14 protein-coding genes and 4 tRNA genes are annotated in these 13,380 nt (G+C 54.9%); 1 reads left to right on the top strand and 17 read right to left on the bottom strand.

What is annotated here, in order from left to right:
* Positions 1-10: 10 nt before the first annotated feature.
* From ACM67E_RS01520 to prmC, 6 genes are all read right to left on the bottom strand, one after another.
* Positions 11-853: an ABC transporter six-transmembrane domain-containing protein gene (locus ACM67E_RS01520; RefSeq protein ID WP_416191890.1), complete on the bottom strand. Its 843-nt coding sequence runs from the start codon at positions 851-853 to the stop codon at positions 11-13.
* On the bottom strand, positions 846-1,292 hold the full coding sequence (locus ACM67E_RS01515) for a MarR family winged helix-turn-helix transcriptional regulator (protein WP_416191889.1): 447 nt from the start codon (positions 1,290-1,292) through the stop codon (positions 846-848). The genes ACM67E_RS01520 and ACM67E_RS01515 overlap by 8 nt, the downstream gene beginning before the upstream one ends.
* Positions 1,293-1,436: 144 nt before the next feature.
* Positions 1,437-1,655, bottom strand: coding sequence for a SlyX family protein (locus tag ACM67E_RS01510; RefSeq protein ID WP_416191888.1), 219 nt, complete (start codon positions 1,653-1,655; stop codon positions 1,437-1,439).
* Positions 1,655-3,037: a Na+/H+ antiporter family protein gene (locus tag ACM67E_RS01505; RefSeq protein WP_416191887.1), complete on the bottom strand. Its 1,383-nt coding sequence runs from the start codon at positions 3,035-3,037 to the stop codon at positions 1,655-1,657. The genes ACM67E_RS01510 and ACM67E_RS01505 overlap by 1 nt, the downstream gene beginning before the upstream one ends.
* Positions 3,038-3,242: 205 nt before the next feature.
* Positions 3,243-3,623: a glycine zipper domain-containing protein gene (locus ACM67E_RS01500; RefSeq protein WP_416191886.1), complete on the bottom strand. Its 381-nt coding sequence runs from the start codon at positions 3,621-3,623 to the stop codon at positions 3,243-3,245.
* 174 nt (positions 3,624-3,797) lie between these two features.
* A complete protein-coding gene (prmC, locus tag ACM67E_RS01495) occupies positions 3,798-4,634 on the bottom strand; it encodes a peptide chain release factor N(5)-glutamine methyltransferase (RefSeq protein ID WP_416191885.1) in 837 nt (278 codons plus the stop codon).
* A 146-nt stretch (positions 4,635-4,780) separates the two neighbouring features.
* Here prmC and ACM67E_RS01490 point away from each other — a divergent pair, with 146 nt between their 5' ends.
* Positions 4,781-5,242 (top strand): hypothetical protein, encoded by a 462-nt coding sequence (locus tag ACM67E_RS01490; RefSeq protein WP_416191884.1) that lies wholly within the window; start codon positions 4,781-4,783, stop codon positions 5,240-5,242.
* Positions 5,243-5,302: 60 nt separating this feature from the next.
* On the opposite strand, the gene ACM67E_RS01485 is transcribed toward ACM67E_RS01490, so the two are convergent.
* The 11 genes from ACM67E_RS01485 to ACM67E_RS01435 form a co-directional block, all read right to left on the bottom strand.
* Positions 5,303-6,220: a DUF58 domain-containing protein gene (locus ACM67E_RS01485; RefSeq protein ID WP_416191883.1), complete on the bottom strand. Its 918-nt coding sequence runs from the start codon at positions 6,218-6,220 to the stop codon at positions 5,303-5,305.
* A complete protein-coding gene (locus tag ACM67E_RS01480; RefSeq protein ID WP_416191882.1) occupies positions 6,207-7,115 on the bottom strand; it encodes an AAA family ATPase in 909 nt (302 codons plus the stop codon). The genes ACM67E_RS01485 and ACM67E_RS01480 overlap by 14 nt, the downstream gene beginning before the upstream one ends.
* A 117-nt stretch (positions 7,116-7,232) precedes the next feature.
* The gene (locus ACM67E_RS01475) at positions 7,233-7,487 is read right to left on the bottom strand and encodes a hypothetical protein (RefSeq protein WP_416191881.1); all 255 of its coding nucleotides are present in this window, start codon (positions 7,485-7,487) and stop codon (positions 7,233-7,235) included.
* 134 nt (positions 7,488-7,621) lie between these two features.
* The gene (gene tldD, locus ACM67E_RS01470; protein ID WP_416191880.1) at positions 7,622-9,064 is read right to left on the bottom strand and encodes a metalloprotease TldD; all 1,443 of its coding nucleotides are present in this window, start codon (positions 9,062-9,064) and stop codon (positions 7,622-7,624) included.
* Between the two features lie 474 nt (positions 9,065-9,538).
* Positions 9,539-10,411: a cell division protein gene (locus ACM67E_RS01465; RefSeq protein WP_416191879.1), complete on the bottom strand. Its 873-nt coding sequence runs from the start codon at positions 10,409-10,411 to the stop codon at positions 9,539-9,541.
* Positions 10,408-12,159, bottom strand: a complete 1,752-nt coding sequence (locus ACM67E_RS01460; RefSeq protein WP_416191878.1) for a bifunctional biotin--[acetyl-CoA-carboxylase] ligase/type III pantothenate kinase — start codon at positions 12,157-12,159, stop codon at positions 10,408-10,410. The genes ACM67E_RS01465 and ACM67E_RS01460 overlap by 4 nt, the downstream gene beginning before the upstream one ends.
* On the bottom strand, positions 12,156-12,662 hold the full coding sequence (gene rfaE2, locus ACM67E_RS01455) for a D-glycero-beta-D-manno-heptose 1-phosphate adenylyltransferase (RefSeq protein ID WP_416192710.1): 507 nt from the start codon (positions 12,660-12,662) through the stop codon (positions 12,156-12,158). The genes ACM67E_RS01460 and rfaE2 overlap by 4 nt, the downstream gene beginning before the upstream one ends.
* Positions 12,663-12,829: 167 nt before the next feature.
* Positions 12,830-12,907: transfer RNA gene (locus tag ACM67E_RS01450), tRNA-Pro, on the bottom strand.
* An 8-nt stretch (positions 12,908-12,915) separates the two neighbouring features.
* A tRNA-His gene (locus ACM67E_RS01445) sits at positions 12,916-12,991 on the bottom strand.
* 10 nt (positions 12,992-13,001) lie between these two features.
* A tRNA-Arg gene (locus ACM67E_RS01440) sits at positions 13,002-13,078 on the bottom strand.
* A gap of 27 nt (positions 13,079-13,105) precedes the next feature.
* Positions 13,106-13,183 (bottom strand) — tRNA-Pro (locus ACM67E_RS01435).
* Positions 13,184-13,380: the final 197 nt, after the last annotated feature.

Below are 13,380 nucleotides of genomic sequence, written 5' to 3'. Positions count from 1 at the left end.
ATGCTTTCGGCTAAATCTCCACGCGGTTGCCGACATCCTTCAACTCGGAAAACTTTTCCACCAAGCGCGGCATATCGTCGAGGCTCATGGCAAAGCTCCACAGGTAGGTAATCACGGCGTAAATATGCCCGGCCTGCACATTTTTTTGCGCCAAAATGGTCAGCGCGGAGCCGAACAGTACCGCCATCGACGCACCGATAACCAAGAAACTGACCGCCTCGCGGTTAGAAATGGCAATGCGGATTCGCGACAGAAGGCCGTAATGCCGGTTTAAGGCGCGGTTTTGGTTGCGTTCAATCACGCCCACTTCTTTTTCAATACGGTTGTTGAGTTTGAAATAAAGGTGGTCGTTGGTGCGTGTATAGGCAGGCAAAACAATGGAAAAACCGAGCAAAATCAACAGCGAAATCAAACCCACCCAAAATTCGATCATCAGCAGCATGAATACCGCACCCAGCACCGAAAACGCAGCGGTAATGAGCGTGGGCAGCTGTTCTTCAAAAAAATCCACAAACTGCCGCGCCAGATTCGCGTGTGCGCTGGCCGATGAAACGGAACCTTTCTGCCGTTCGTTCGCCACCGCTTTCACCGCCAAATCCGCATAAATCCGTACAAACGCGCGCGTATCCACCGCCCGCCGCGCCGAACCGACCAGCCAGATAACCAGCACCATCAGCGCGTAGGCCAACGCATGCCATACCTTTCCGGCCAAAACCGCATTCACGGCAAAGCTGCCCACGAGGGGATACAGCAGAATCAGCAGGTTTTCCAAAGCCACCAGCGAAAAAGTGGCCGCCAGCTTTCCTTTGTGGGTAAGGGCGATGTTTTTCAAAGTTTGGGCGGCACTAACCATGATTCCGCTCCAATTTTTTGCTCAACATAATTTGTAATTCCTTAAATTCGTTCAATAAATTTTTCATTCTGGCCTCACCGAATTCCGCGATGACCTCTTGCTCCAAAGCCAACAGCGGTTCGACCACGGTTCGGGCAAACGCGCGGCCTTGTTCGGTAAAATGCAACGTTTTTTCGCGTTTGTCGCTCTCCCCGACTTGGCCGGACAGCAGCCCGTCGGCCTCGTATTTTTTACACAGCGTGTTCACGGTCTGCTTCACGATTTGGCATTTTTCGGCGATGTGCTTCTGCGTACACGCACCGTCCACCCACAGCGTATAGAGAATCGCCAGCTCGTTGCCGCTGATGTGGCAGTTTCGGGCATAAATATCGTAACTTATCAGCATTTGCGTACAGATGTCGCCGATTAAATCTAAGGAATTTGGGGCAGGTGCGACCATAAAAAATAATCCGAAAATTGACTGGTTCAGCATATTAGTCAAATTTCGGATTATTTTCAAGGAAGAATTCAATCAAGGAGAATTTGATAAAAAGGCCGTCTGAAAAATATTTTTCAGACGGCCTTTTATTGTTTTCAAACCCATTTAATAATGCGGCGGAATCTCGTCGCGCAGACTATACGCTTCGCGTTCGCCATTTGCGCCTTTGTCCTGCATTTTCTGATACAGCACGCGCATTTGCGCCTGCTGCAAATCCAGCGTCTGCTGCATTTTGGCGATGGTGTCGCTCAAGCTGGCAATCAGGTCGTCCTGCAAGGCCGTCTGAATTTCCAGCTCGGTAATGCGGTGTTCCAACTCTTCCATCACAGCACCATCGCGGCAATCCAGCCGGCAATCAGGAGCGGAATGTTGTAGTGGATAAAGGTCGGTACGACGGAATCGCGGATGTGGTCGTGCTGGCCGTCCACGTTCAGACCCATGGTCGGACCGAGCGTGGAATCCGAAGCCGGAGAACCGGCATCGCCCAATGCGCCGGCCGTGCCGATGATGGCAATGGTGGCCAGCGGCGAGAAGCCCAGGCTCATGCACAGGGGCACATAAATCGCGGTAATAATCGGCAGGGTGGAGAACGACGAGCCGATACCCATCGTGACCAGCAAACCGACCACCAGCATGGCGAACGCGGCCATGCCTTTGCTGCCGCCGAACGCGGCCATGCTGCCGTCGACCAGCGGCTGGATGTCGCCGGTGGCTTTCATCACGGCGGCAAAACCTTGTGCGGCAATCATCACGAAACCGATCATCGCCATCATTTTGATGCCTGCGCCGAACACGTCGTTCGCGTCGCTGCGTTTCACCACGCCCAAAGTCATGAACACGGCAAAGCCCAGCATTGCGCCCAGCAGCAGCGCGTCGTTATACATCAGCTGAATCGCAAAACACACGGCAATCGCCACCGCCGCCACCAGGCTGCGGTAAGAAGACGGTTCCGGCTGCTTGCTGCTTGCGTCGGCATTGTCGGTGTCGATTTGGCTGTTCTGATAAACGCGCGGTTTGCGGTAGTGGATAAACGCCAGCAGCAGCCCAACTACCATGCCCAACGCAGGAATCGCCATCGCGTGCATGACGTTGAAGCCGTCGGTGTTCAAACCGGCGGATTTGATGTTGCTCAGCAGGATTTCGTTTAAGAAAATCGCACCGAAACCGTACGGCAGGAACATATACGTCGTAACCAAACCGAATGTCAGTACGCAGGCCAGCAGACGGCGGTCAACCTGCAAACGGTTGAACACCAAAAGCAGCGGCGGCACAATCATCGGGATGAACGCAATGTGAATCGGCACCACGTTCTGGCTCATAATCCCCATCACCAGCAACACCAGCAGCAACGCCCATTTGACCGAACCGCCGCTGCGGTTGACCTGATCGGGTACGCCGCCGCGGTTGAGTTTGCGCACCACCGCACCGGCCAGCTGCTGAGGCAGACCCGAATGGGTAATCGCCATCGCAAACGCGCCCAACATGGCATACGACAAGGCGATTTTCGCCCCGCCGGCCAAACCGTTTTGGAACACGGTGATGATGCCCTCCTGCGACACCGCACCGGCCGCGTCTTTCAAATCGGCCAACGGCATGCCGGCCAGCAGGCCGCCGACAAACGCACCAATCACCAAACTCAGCACCACGTGCACCCTGGCCAGCGACAAAGCCAGCATTACCACTACTGCAATCACAACGGCATTCATGCCTTTTCTCCGCTTTTTTGTTTCAGGAAACAGCTTCTTAAGGGAAACTCGCTCAAAATCAAGCAACATCATAACATAAATTTACATCAACAGGATATGCCGCCTGCCAAAACACCGCGCCGCAAAAAGGCCGTCTGAAATTTCAGACGGCCTCGGTTGGAATCGGGTATGCCGCGCCTTAAATCAGACCGGCACGATCCGTTTATCAATCGTCCCAATCATCATCCCAATCGCGGTGGTAGCGGCGCGCTTTCGCATAGCGTTTGTGCTTTTTGTATTTTTTGTGGTCGGCAACCTTATAGCGGCGGTACTCGCGCGAGTGCCGGCGGTATTCCCGGTCGTCTTTCTGCTCCATCTTTTTGTTGTGGTAGGCATAGGCATTGCCGGCCAAACCGCCTGCCGCCGCGCCGAGCAGCATGCTTTTGCCGTCGCCGCCCAATGCGCCGGTCAAGACCGCACCGGCTGCTGCGCCGACCAGCGTCGCTTTGGTTTGGTTCGACGTACCGCGCGCGTGTACTGCGGTACTCGGCAGTACCAATGCCGCCGACATCAATGCCACGGCACAATATTTTTTGTATGAAGTCATGTCAGGCCTCCTTCTTTTAGGTCGTTTCATCATACATACGATACTGAATGTATGCGTATTATGACCGTTTCCCCGTCATCCGTTTTTATGGATTCGGCAAAAGCTGGTAAGCCTCGGTAAACCGTGCCGTTCGGAAATATTCACGCTGCGTCATTGTCATTTTCAGACGGCCTATCATGACAGGCCGTCTGAAAATGATTGCGGCTTCTGCCCTAACGTAATCCGTTCCAAGCCGGCCAAGTCCCGCAGGGTTTCCACCCGCGCAAAGCCCTTGTCCGACAAAATATTCCTGACCGCTTCCCCTTGGTCGTAACCATGCTCCAACAGCAGCCAACCGCCTGCTTTCAAATATTCAGGCGCACCGGCGGCCAATGCGCGGATGCAGCTCAGGCCGTCTGAAAAATCGGTCAGCGCATTTTGCGGCTCGAAACGCAAATCGCCCTGCCGCAAATGTTCGTCTTCCGCCTCGATATACGGCGGATTCGACACCACCACATCATAGCTGCACTTTTCAGACGGCCTGTCGACATCAAACCACGAGCCTGACGCAAATTCGACGGCCGCCCCCAATCTTGCCGCATTCTCCCGTGCGGTTTCCAATGCGCCGCTGCTGATGTCGGACGCGCGCACCTGCGCATCCGGCCGTTCGAGTGCCACGGTCACGGCCACCGCGCCGCTGCCCGTACCCAAATCCCACACCCTGCCGCCCTCGGGCAGCCGCGCCAGCACCGCCTCGACCAAGTGCTCGGTTTCGGGACGCGGTATCAACACGTTCGGATTCACGGCGAACGTCCGCCCGTAAAATTCGCGTTCGCCCAAAATATAGGCCACCGGCTCGCCGTTCAGACGGCGTTGCGCCGCCGCTTCCAATTTTTCCGCCGTTTCAGACGGCATTTCGGCATCGCCCTGCGTAATCAGCTGCACGCGCGTTATGCCGCTGATGTATTGCAGCAGCATACGCGCTTCGTTTTTCGGCAACGCCGATTGGCGCAGCCATTGTTCAAAAGTCATTTCAGACGGCCTTTCATTTGGAATGCTGGCATCAAATTAATCATTTTTGCGACAAGCGGTATCAAATTCATGATATTCGGTTGATTACGGTAAAAAAACATGATTTAATCGCCCTACTCACATAATCATTTTACGGGAATGAAAACATGAACCAACTGGTTTTTATCAGCGATAAGGCCGAGGTGGCCGCACCTTTTTCGGATTTGCAGAATTTTGATAAGGTTTGTCAGATTCTGACTGAAAAATTCGGTTTCAAAATCCGCAAAAACCGTCAGGGTATTTTTGATTTCTTCTACCATTCCGATTTCAAAGAAAACGTCATGGAATACGGCGGCGGCGAATTGCGCGTGAAAAATCCGACCGATGCGTTTCTGGAGCGCATGATTGAAATCGCTCATGCGTTTCCGTCGGCCAAAGTCGTCAGCAACGACGGCGGCCAATATCTCGACAACAAAGACATGCTTTATCCGGCCATTTCGCTGGAAGACGGTGCCCAACCCGATCCTTACGAAGCAGTGCTGCAACGCATGTGGCCGTCTTTGAAAGTGGGCATGGTTGTTTCCGCGCTGTTCTTTTTGGCTGCGGTGTTGGATAAATTTGTGTTTTAATGCTTGATTTTAAAGGCCGTCTGAAAAGCAAAACTTTTCAGACGGCCTTTCGTATGGGGTTCACCACAATGCCAATGCGGTCAGGCTCATCTCGCGCTGGCCTTTTTGCGGCGCGATATTCTGATTGGGCAGTTCCAACTCATAGCGCGCGCCGCTGCGTTCGGCTTCCAACACGCGGAAACAGAGCCAGCCGGCCAATGCGTCCACACCCGCTCCTTGCGGATAATCGCGGTAGGAAATGATGTGGCTGCCGCTGCCCTGATCCTGCGCTTCAAAGCGTTTGTCCAACATTTGGCCGGTCTTGGCATAGGCTTTCCATGCGATGTGCTGCAAAGACGTGCCGTCGGTGTGCGCCTGCAAGTGCGACAAATCGTCGCTGCTTTGGGCGAACACGGCGCGGGTTTCGCGGACTTCGTCGGCATGAAACGCGGGCGGCACGTCATGCGCCACCGGTGCGGGAAACGCCACTTTGTCGCTCTGCCCCTGCCACACGGCTTCCACCGTACAAATCCCGAAAGGGGCTGCGCTGGCAATGTGCCATTCGGGCAGGCGCACATAGCCGCGCAAATGCGCCTCCAGCGGCAATTCGACGGCAGGCAGGCCGTCTGAAACGCGCCATTCCTGCCAGCGTTCCTGATTATCCGCTTTCACCCACAGCCAACGGCGGCGCGTTTTGCCTTCCACCTGCAAAGTCAGCACAGTCGGCGAACCGACAAAAATTTCAGACGGCATCAGCCACACCAGCCGCAAACCGAGCAGCTGATTCACATTCTGCATCACGCCGACCGCGATGAAACCGAGCAGCCAAAACGCCGCCACATAAGCCAGGTTCGCCTGATAGTTCAGCCCCACCAGCCACAGCAAGGCCACCGTTACCGCCAAACCCAGCCCCAAACGCGTCGGGCGGACGCGCAGATTACGCCATGCCGCCGCCTCGCCGGACAATACCGGCGGCATCGGTTTTTCAGACGGCCACATGATTGAGCAGATCGCTTAAGATTTGGGAAGAAGTCAGCCCCTGCTGCACCGATTTGACGCGGTGGTTAGCCACCGCCACCCATACCGCCTTGATGTCGTCGGGCAACACATGGGTTCTGCCCTGCATGAATGCCCACGCTTTGGCCGCATTCACCACCGCCAAGCCCGCGCGCGGACTCAAACCCATCACAAACCGACCCGACTGGCGCGTCGCCTGTACCAGGCGGAACACATAATCCGCCGCCGCTTGCGAAAACTGCACCTGCGCCGCCTGTGCCTGCCATTGCTGCAAAGTCTGCGCGTCGCACACCGCCTGCAATGCGGCCATCAGGTTACGGCTGCTGCCTTGGAAATAAAGCTGCTTTTCCGCCTCCACCGTCGGATAACCCATGCTCAGGCGCATCATAAAGCGGTCGAGCTGCGACTCGGGCAAAGGGAACGTACCCAGCTGCTCGGTCGGATTTTGCGTGGCCATCACGATAAAGGGCTTGGGCAGCGCATAGGTTTTGCCGTCGACCGACACCTGCCGCTCCTCCATCGCCTCCAGCAAAGCCGATTGCAGCTTAGGCGATGCGCGGTTGATTTCGTCGGCCAGCAAAAATTCGTGGAACACCGGCCCCGGATGAAACTCGAATTTGCCCTCGTTCGGACGGAAAATATTCACGCCCAGCAAATCCGAGGGCAGCATGTCGTTGGTAAACTGCACGCGCTGGTAACGCAAACCCAACACCGTCGCCGCACCTTGCGACAAGGTGGTTTTGCCCACACCGGGTACGTCTTCCAGCAGCACATGCCCGCCGGCCAAAACCGCGGCCATCAATTGCTGCAAAACGTGTTCTTTCCCCAAAATCAGCCGGTTAAGCTGCCCTAATGCGTTTTGAATTGCTTGGTTCATTATTATTTCTTCAGTGGTAGTTGATTCAGACGGCATTTTACCACGAACACAAAAATGCCGTCTGAAAGATTCGCTTTCAGACGGCCTGTCATTTATTTTTGCAATGACCTGCGGGGATTATCTGTCGCCGTCGAGTTTGGTTTCCAAGCCGCCGATCGGGCCAGAATCGGGTACGATTTCTGATTCTTCCAAGCGGCGCGCATCGATTTCGCTGTCGCTCAAAGCGTGATCGGCATAACGGACGACGCTGTCGACCGAATCTTCAATCACCAGTTCGCGCTCCAAGGCTTCCATTTCTGCGGCGGAAGATACGTCGAACGTGCTGTCTTGGTTGTTTTTTTGTTCGTCGGCAGTCGGGATATTCGGATTCATGTTTTCTCCTTTAAATTCAAACATTTTGAAACGTCTTTTTATCGTATCAGAAAAACCGTTTGAAGCCGTCTGAAAATGTATTTTTTGGTAAAAGGCCGTCTGAAAACCCGTTTTCAGACGGCCTTTTTATCCCCTTAAATCTCACTACCCCCAACGGTCAGCCCCGCGTCAATCCGCAGCGTCGGCTGCCCCACACCCACCGGCACGCTTTGGCCGTCTTTGCCGCACACACCCACGCCGCTGTCGAGCGCGGTGTCGTTACCGGCCATGGAAACATGTTTCAACACTTCGGGGCCGTTGCCGATGATGGTCGCCCCTTTGACCGGATATTGCAGTTTGCCGTTTTCAATCCACCATGCTTCCGATGCGGAAAACACGAATTTGCCGCTGGTGATGTCGACTTGGCCGCCGCCGAAATTGACGGCGTAAATGCCTTTATCCACCGAGGCGATGATTTCTTCAGGGTCGTATGCGCCGTTTTCCATAAAGGTGTTGGTCATGCGCGGCATCGGCGCAGAGGCGTAGCTTTCGCGGCGGCCGTTGCCGGTAACGGGCACGCCCATCAGGCGCGCGTTGGTTTCGTCCTGCATATAGCCCACCAAAATACCGTCTTCAATCAACACGGTACGGCCGGTTTCGTTGCCCTCGTCGTCGATATTGAGCGAGCCGCGGCGGTCGGCAATGTCGCCTTGGTCGACAACGGTCACGCCTTTGGCCGCCACGCGGTCTCCGATACGGCCGCTGAACACGCTGGTTTCTTTGCGGTTGAAATCTCCTTCCAAACCATGCCCGACGGCTTCGTGCAGCAATATACCCGGCCAGCCGTTGCCCAAGACCACGGTCATTTCCCCGGCGGGAGCGGGACGCGATTCGAGATTGGTAAGCGCTTGTTTTACTGCGGAATCAACGAATTTTTGCACCAATTGTTCATCGAAATAAGCCAAGTCGTAACGCCCGCCGCCGCCTGCGCTGCCCTGCTCGCGCCGCTCTCCCTGCTTGGCAATCACGCTGACGTTCAGCCGCACCATCGGCCGGATGTCGGCGGCGTGTTTGCCGTCCAAGCGCGCAAGGTAAATCATGTCGTGTTCGCAGGTCAGACCGGCCATGACCTGCACAATGCGCGGATCGGCGGCTTTGGCCAAGGCTTCGACTTTGTTGAGAAGCGCGACTTTGGCGGCGGAATCCAAGCTGGCAATCGGGTCAAGCGTGGCGTGGACAGATTTGCCGTAAGATGCGGTTGGCACTTTAATACGCTGCCCGCGCCCCGCCGCACCAATCACGCGCACGGCTTGGGCAGAACGGTTAATTGAATCGAGATTGAGGCTGTCGGCATAGGCAAACGCGGTTTTGTCGCCCGATACGGCACGCACGCCGACACCTTGGTCGATCTGAAAACTTCCCGATTTCACCATGCCTTCTTCCAAATGCCAGCTTTCGTAAGCGGTACGCTGGCAGTAAATGTCGGCATAATCGACATGGTGCGCCCCAATCATGCTCAGGCTTTTGGCCAGCAATTCCGGCGAGAGTTGGTTGGCTTCGAGCAAAGCGTGTTGTACATGGGAATAGGTTTGCTGCATGGTTTTCAGACGGCCTTCAAAATAATAGAAAAAAGTGGTGGAATTATACGGTATTTACAAAGGCTTGCGCTATGTTGATTGCTTGCTGCTATGCGGAACTTTGAGTTTGCATATCCGAATTTGAAAATTTAATTTCATTTAACTTCAAGTGGTTATTAAAAATTACCTGATAAATTTACTTTGTTGTTGATAATAGTTATTATTAGTGTATAATGAATTTCACTCGGCAGCGTCCTGCACCGGGCTATTAAACGACTGGAATTTCCCTCAACTTTGGTTCGCCGGCCAATCAATATTGTCCGGCATCTTCATCGGAGTACGCGTATACGACATATCGACTGTTCCCTTATCAGATACTCAAAACCGAAAAACACCGAACCCGTTGCCATGGCAACGGGTTTGGTGTTTTGATTGACAAAAGGCCGTCTGAAAATACCCAAACGCTTTTTCAGACGGCCTTTGCCATGAGTTCCGTTAACGGCAGCCGCGGACGTTTAGATTGCCGTAACGCCCTACCACGTTGCGGATGTCTTGCGCATCACGTTCGTTGACCGACATAAAGGTAACGGTCATACGCGACACGCTCAAGGTGCCGTCAGGCGCACTGCCGTTTTCTTCCTGCTCCAAAATACGCGCGCCGCCGAAACCTGCTCCGGCCAAACGCGAAATCAGGATTTGCGCGGAAGAACGGCTGCGGGTCACACCCATGCTGATTTCGCCGTTGTACACTGCCCCGTTGAACCCTTTGCTGCCCAGCGTTTCCAATTGCGCCATCACATCGCCGTCGGTCGGCAGCAGTACGCGGAAAGTTTTGCCGGCCGCATTTTCACCTTTTTTCGCCGTGCGTTTCTCCACGCTGCGGCTGGCGGCATGCGGCCAACGGGTCAACAGGCCTTTGATGCGGTGGTAATCGTCTTCATCCATGGCAACCGTGGCGGTGGATACGCATTGGCCTGACCGCGCATCGGCAGTTTCACCGCCTGTCCTTTCCGGTTCCGAACCCTGTTCTGCCGCTTCCCGCTCACGACGGGCTTTTTCTTCACGCTCTTTTTTCTCTTTCGCCAACTTTTCTTCACGCTCTTTCTGTTTGCGTGCGGCGATGGCTTCTTCCGATTCAGGCTCCGGAATATCGGCGTTATTCTCCGGCACCGACACCCAATCCGGTGCCGTATTTTCAGACGGCATGACGGCCTGCGGCTCCAAAGAAGCCGGCCGCGCCAATTCGTGCGTTCCGCCTTCGAGCGGCACACCGGCTGCATCAGCCTGCTTTTCTGTCATGCGGTACGCCACCATCCCCCCGAAGACGATGATATTGAGCGCGACCAACACGGCGAATAACCATTTCATTTTTGCTCTATCCAGTTAAGTAAGCCGTAAATGACGAGATTATCTACAATTTTGACTGTATTGTCCAAAACAAATGCCTCCGGCAGAGCCTGCACCACTTTGGCCGCGCCGCCGCCGGTAATCATCACGTCAACAGCTTTTTCCGCACCGACTTTCTGTTTCAGACGGCCGTGCATAATCATCAGTGCACCGCAAACCGCATCCATCATACCGCTGGCCAATGCGTTGGAAGTCGTGGTCGGGAAAGGATACACCTTACCGACGGGACGGTTGAGATTGGCCGTTTTCAAAGCCATCGCCTCTTTCATCAGATGGAAACCCGGCATAATCGTACCGCCGAGATAATGGTTGTCGTCGGTCAGCGCATCGATGGTAACCGCCGTTCCGCAACTGACCACCACGCAGGCATTTTGCGTGAAACGGCGGCTGCCCAGCGCATTGAACCAACGGTCGGCACCGTGTTCGGCAGGATTGCGGTAATGGTTGCGCACGCCCAAACCCTGCGGCATCGACGGCAGCCATTCGACCGGCCGGGATAATTGTTCGGCCACCAAGGCTTTTTTGGTTTCGCCGCACACCGCGCAACCGACGACTTTCAACAGGCCGTCTGAACGTTCGCACCATTCTTCGCCCAAACGGCTCAAATCACGGTAAGGCGCACGGCTGACTTCGCCGAACGCACCGTTTTCCACCCATGCCCATTTCAATTGGCTGTTACCGCCGTCGAGCAACAGATAGCGTTCGTTGCGCACGACGGTTTGCGGAACGGGATTGTCGTTCGGGCGCAAACTGATTTCGCCGCTGACGATGGTTTTCTCACCCGCTGCGGTTGCCAAGCGCAACGCACCCTGTTCGTTCACACCCGACACAATGCCTTCATGGATGACCGCGCCGTCTTGCAACAAGATGACCGGCCGGTTCTGATCGCGGTTGGCCGCCTGATATTCGGGCAATACCGCACCGAAACCGTTTTGTGCAAATGTCTCGAATGCGCCGTTTAATTCGGCCAGCAGCGCGCTCATCAACTGGTTGACCGTCGCGCCCCGTTGCGAGGCCGTCTGAAAAAGAGCCTGCACGGAAGCGGCGTTTTCCACCTCTTTGGGCAACACAAAATTCACGCCGATGCCGACCACAGCCACGGTTTTACCGCCGTTGCGCACGGTTTCGATAAGGATGCCGCCGAGCTTGTCGCGCCCGACCACCAAATCGTTCGGCCACTTGATTTGCGTGTTCAGACCCAATTTTGCCAACGCGCGATGACAGGCCAACGCCGCCACCAACGCCAGCGCGCCCAGTTCCTGCTGCGTCTTGTCGAATGCCCAGCCGAAGCTGAACATCAGACATTCGCCCAAACGGTGCTGCCAACTGCGCCCCTGCCGTCCGCGCCCTTTGCTCTGAAAATGCGCCATACACAAAGCCTTATGCGCCCGCTCTGCCGACTCGCGCGCCAACGCGAGAATTTCATCGTTGCTGGAAACGCATTCGTGTTTCAAGGCCGTCTGAAAACCGTGTTCCGCCGCCAGACGCTGCAAGGCTTCGGTTTCAAACACTGCCAAACGCCGCACCAGCCGCCATTGCCCGTCATGCTGGCGCAGCAGACCGCGGATATGCGGCGGCATCTGCTGCCAAAATCCGTTGAGCTGTTGCGGCTTCACACCGGCCAGACGGCTCAGCTGCGAAACGTGTTGCGGCAGGCCGTCTGAAAGTGCAGCCAATACCTGCCAATGCTCCGGCTTCATTCCACTCATCGTCCGGCCGCCTCTGCCGCACGGATTTTCTCCAATGTCTTGGTGGTCGAAGTCTGATGCAGAAACGGAATCGAATACACCTTGCCGCCGCGCGCCAGCGTTTCCGCCGAGCCGACGATTTTGTCCACCGCCCAATCGCCGCCTTTGACCAAAATATCCGGTTTTACCAGCTCAATCAAAGCCGCGGGCGTATCGTCGTCAAACCAAGTAACCAAATCCACACTCGCCAAAGCCGCCGCCACCGCCGCGCGGTTTTCCAGAGGATTAATCGGACGGTCACTGCCCTTACCCTGACGGCGCACCGAATCGTCGGTATTCAAGGCCAAAATCATCGCCGAACCCGTCGCCCTCGCCTGCGCCAAATAGGTCACATGACCGCGGTGCAGAATATCGAAGCAGCCGTTGGTAAACACCAGCGGCCGCGGCAAAGCGGCCAAACGTTCGGCAAGCTGCTCGGGCGGACAGATTTTCCGTTCAAAATCAGGTAAAGGCCATTCGGACATCATGTGTTCCATCATTCAATTCATATTGACGGCTATGATACCGAAGCACGGTTAAAAGGCAAAGCAAAAGGCCGTCTGAACAAGTTTCAGACGGCCTCGGCATATGGATTTGTGAATTTAATGTAACAAATAAAAAACCTGCTTTTCAAGAAGCAGGTTTTTTATTTTGGTCGGGGCGGTGGGATTCGAACTCACGACCCTCTGCTCCCAAAGCAGATGCGCTAACCAGGCTGCGCTACGCCCCGATAATGGATGGGGTGGCTAATGGGGCTCGAACCCACGACAACCGGAATCACAATCCGGGGCTCTACCAACTGAGCTATAGCCACCGTAAACTTTTGGCACGCCCGACAGGAATCGAACCTGTAACCCCCGACTTAGAAGGTCGGTGCTCTATCCGGTTGAGCTACGGGCGCTCATGCCGTTACGTGCTGAAACTGGTGTGGTCGGGGCGGTGGGATTCGAACTCACGACCCTCTGCTCCCAAAGCAGATGCGCTAACCAGGCTGCGCTACGCCCCGACTTGAAGTACAGAACTATACTGATTTTCCCCAAATACGTCAACCATTCATGTTAACTTTTTTTAAAGCATGGTTTATCTGATTATTTTTATTTGAAATTTAATTGGATTTCCCGTTATTCCGATATATATGCCGACAGGCCGTCTGAAAAACAAATCCTTGCAAGACAACATAAAATAATGCAAAAACCGGCTTAA

The organism is Neisseria sp. CCUG12390, from assembly GCF_047837985.1.
Lineage (GTDB): Bacteria > Pseudomonadota > Gammaproteobacteria > Burkholderiales > Neisseriaceae > Neisseria.
Note: the sequence above shows the minus strand (reverse complement) of the source record. Positions and strands in the feature narration are given on the sequence as shown.

Bases quoted from the DNA above. Each gene is read 5' to 3' on its own strand.
- ACM67E_RS01520 (WP_416191890.1), bottom strand. From the start codon at position 853: ATGGTTAGTGCCGCCCAAACTTTGAAAAACATCGCCCTTACCCACAAA.
- ACM67E_RS01515 (WP_416191889.1), bottom strand. From the start codon at position 1,292: ATGGTCGCACCTGCCCCAAATTCCTTAGATTTAATCGGCGACATCTGT.
- ACM67E_RS01510 (WP_416191888.1), bottom strand. From the start codon at position 1,655: ATGGAAGAGTTGGAACACCGCATTACCGAGCTGGAAATTCAGACGGCC.
- ACM67E_RS01505 (WP_416191887.1), bottom strand. From the start codon at position 3,037: ATGAATGCCGTTGTGATTGCAGTAGTGGTAATGCTGGCTTTGTCGCTG.
- ACM67E_RS01500 (WP_416191886.1), bottom strand. From the start codon at position 3,623: ATGACTTCATACAAAAAATATTGTGCCGTGGCATTGATGTCGGCGGCA.
- prmC (WP_416191885.1), bottom strand. From the start codon at position 4,634: ATGACTTTTGAACAATGGCTGCGCCAATCGGCGTTGCCGAAAAACGAA.
- ACM67E_RS01490 (WP_416191884.1), top strand. From the start codon at position 4,781: ATGAACCAACTGGTTTTTATCAGCGATAAGGCCGAGGTGGCCGCACCT.
- ACM67E_RS01485 (WP_416191883.1), bottom strand. From the start codon at position 6,220: ATGTGGCCGTCTGAAAAACCGATGCCGCCGGTATTGTCCGGCGAGGCG.
- ACM67E_RS01480 (WP_416191882.1), bottom strand. From the start codon at position 7,115: ATGAACCAAGCAATTCAAAACGCATTAGGGCAGCTTAACCGGCTGATT.
- ACM67E_RS01475 (WP_416191881.1), bottom strand. From the start codon at position 7,487: ATGAATCCGAATATCCCGACTGCCGACGAACAAAAAAACAACCAAGAC.
- tldD (WP_416191880.1), bottom strand. From the start codon at position 9,064: ATGCAGCAAACCTATTCCCATGTACAACACGCTTTGCTCGAAGCCAAC.
- ACM67E_RS01465 (WP_416191879.1), bottom strand. From the start codon at position 10,411: ATGAAATGGTTATTCGCCGTGTTGGTCGCGCTCAATATCATCGTCTTC.
- ACM67E_RS01460 (WP_416191878.1), bottom strand. From the start codon at position 12,159: ATGAGTGGAATGAAGCCGGAGCATTGGCAGGTATTGGCTGCACTTTCA.
- rfaE2 (WP_416192710.1), bottom strand. From the start codon at position 12,662: ATGTCCGAATGGCCTTTACCTGATTTTGAACGGAAAATCTGTCCGCCC.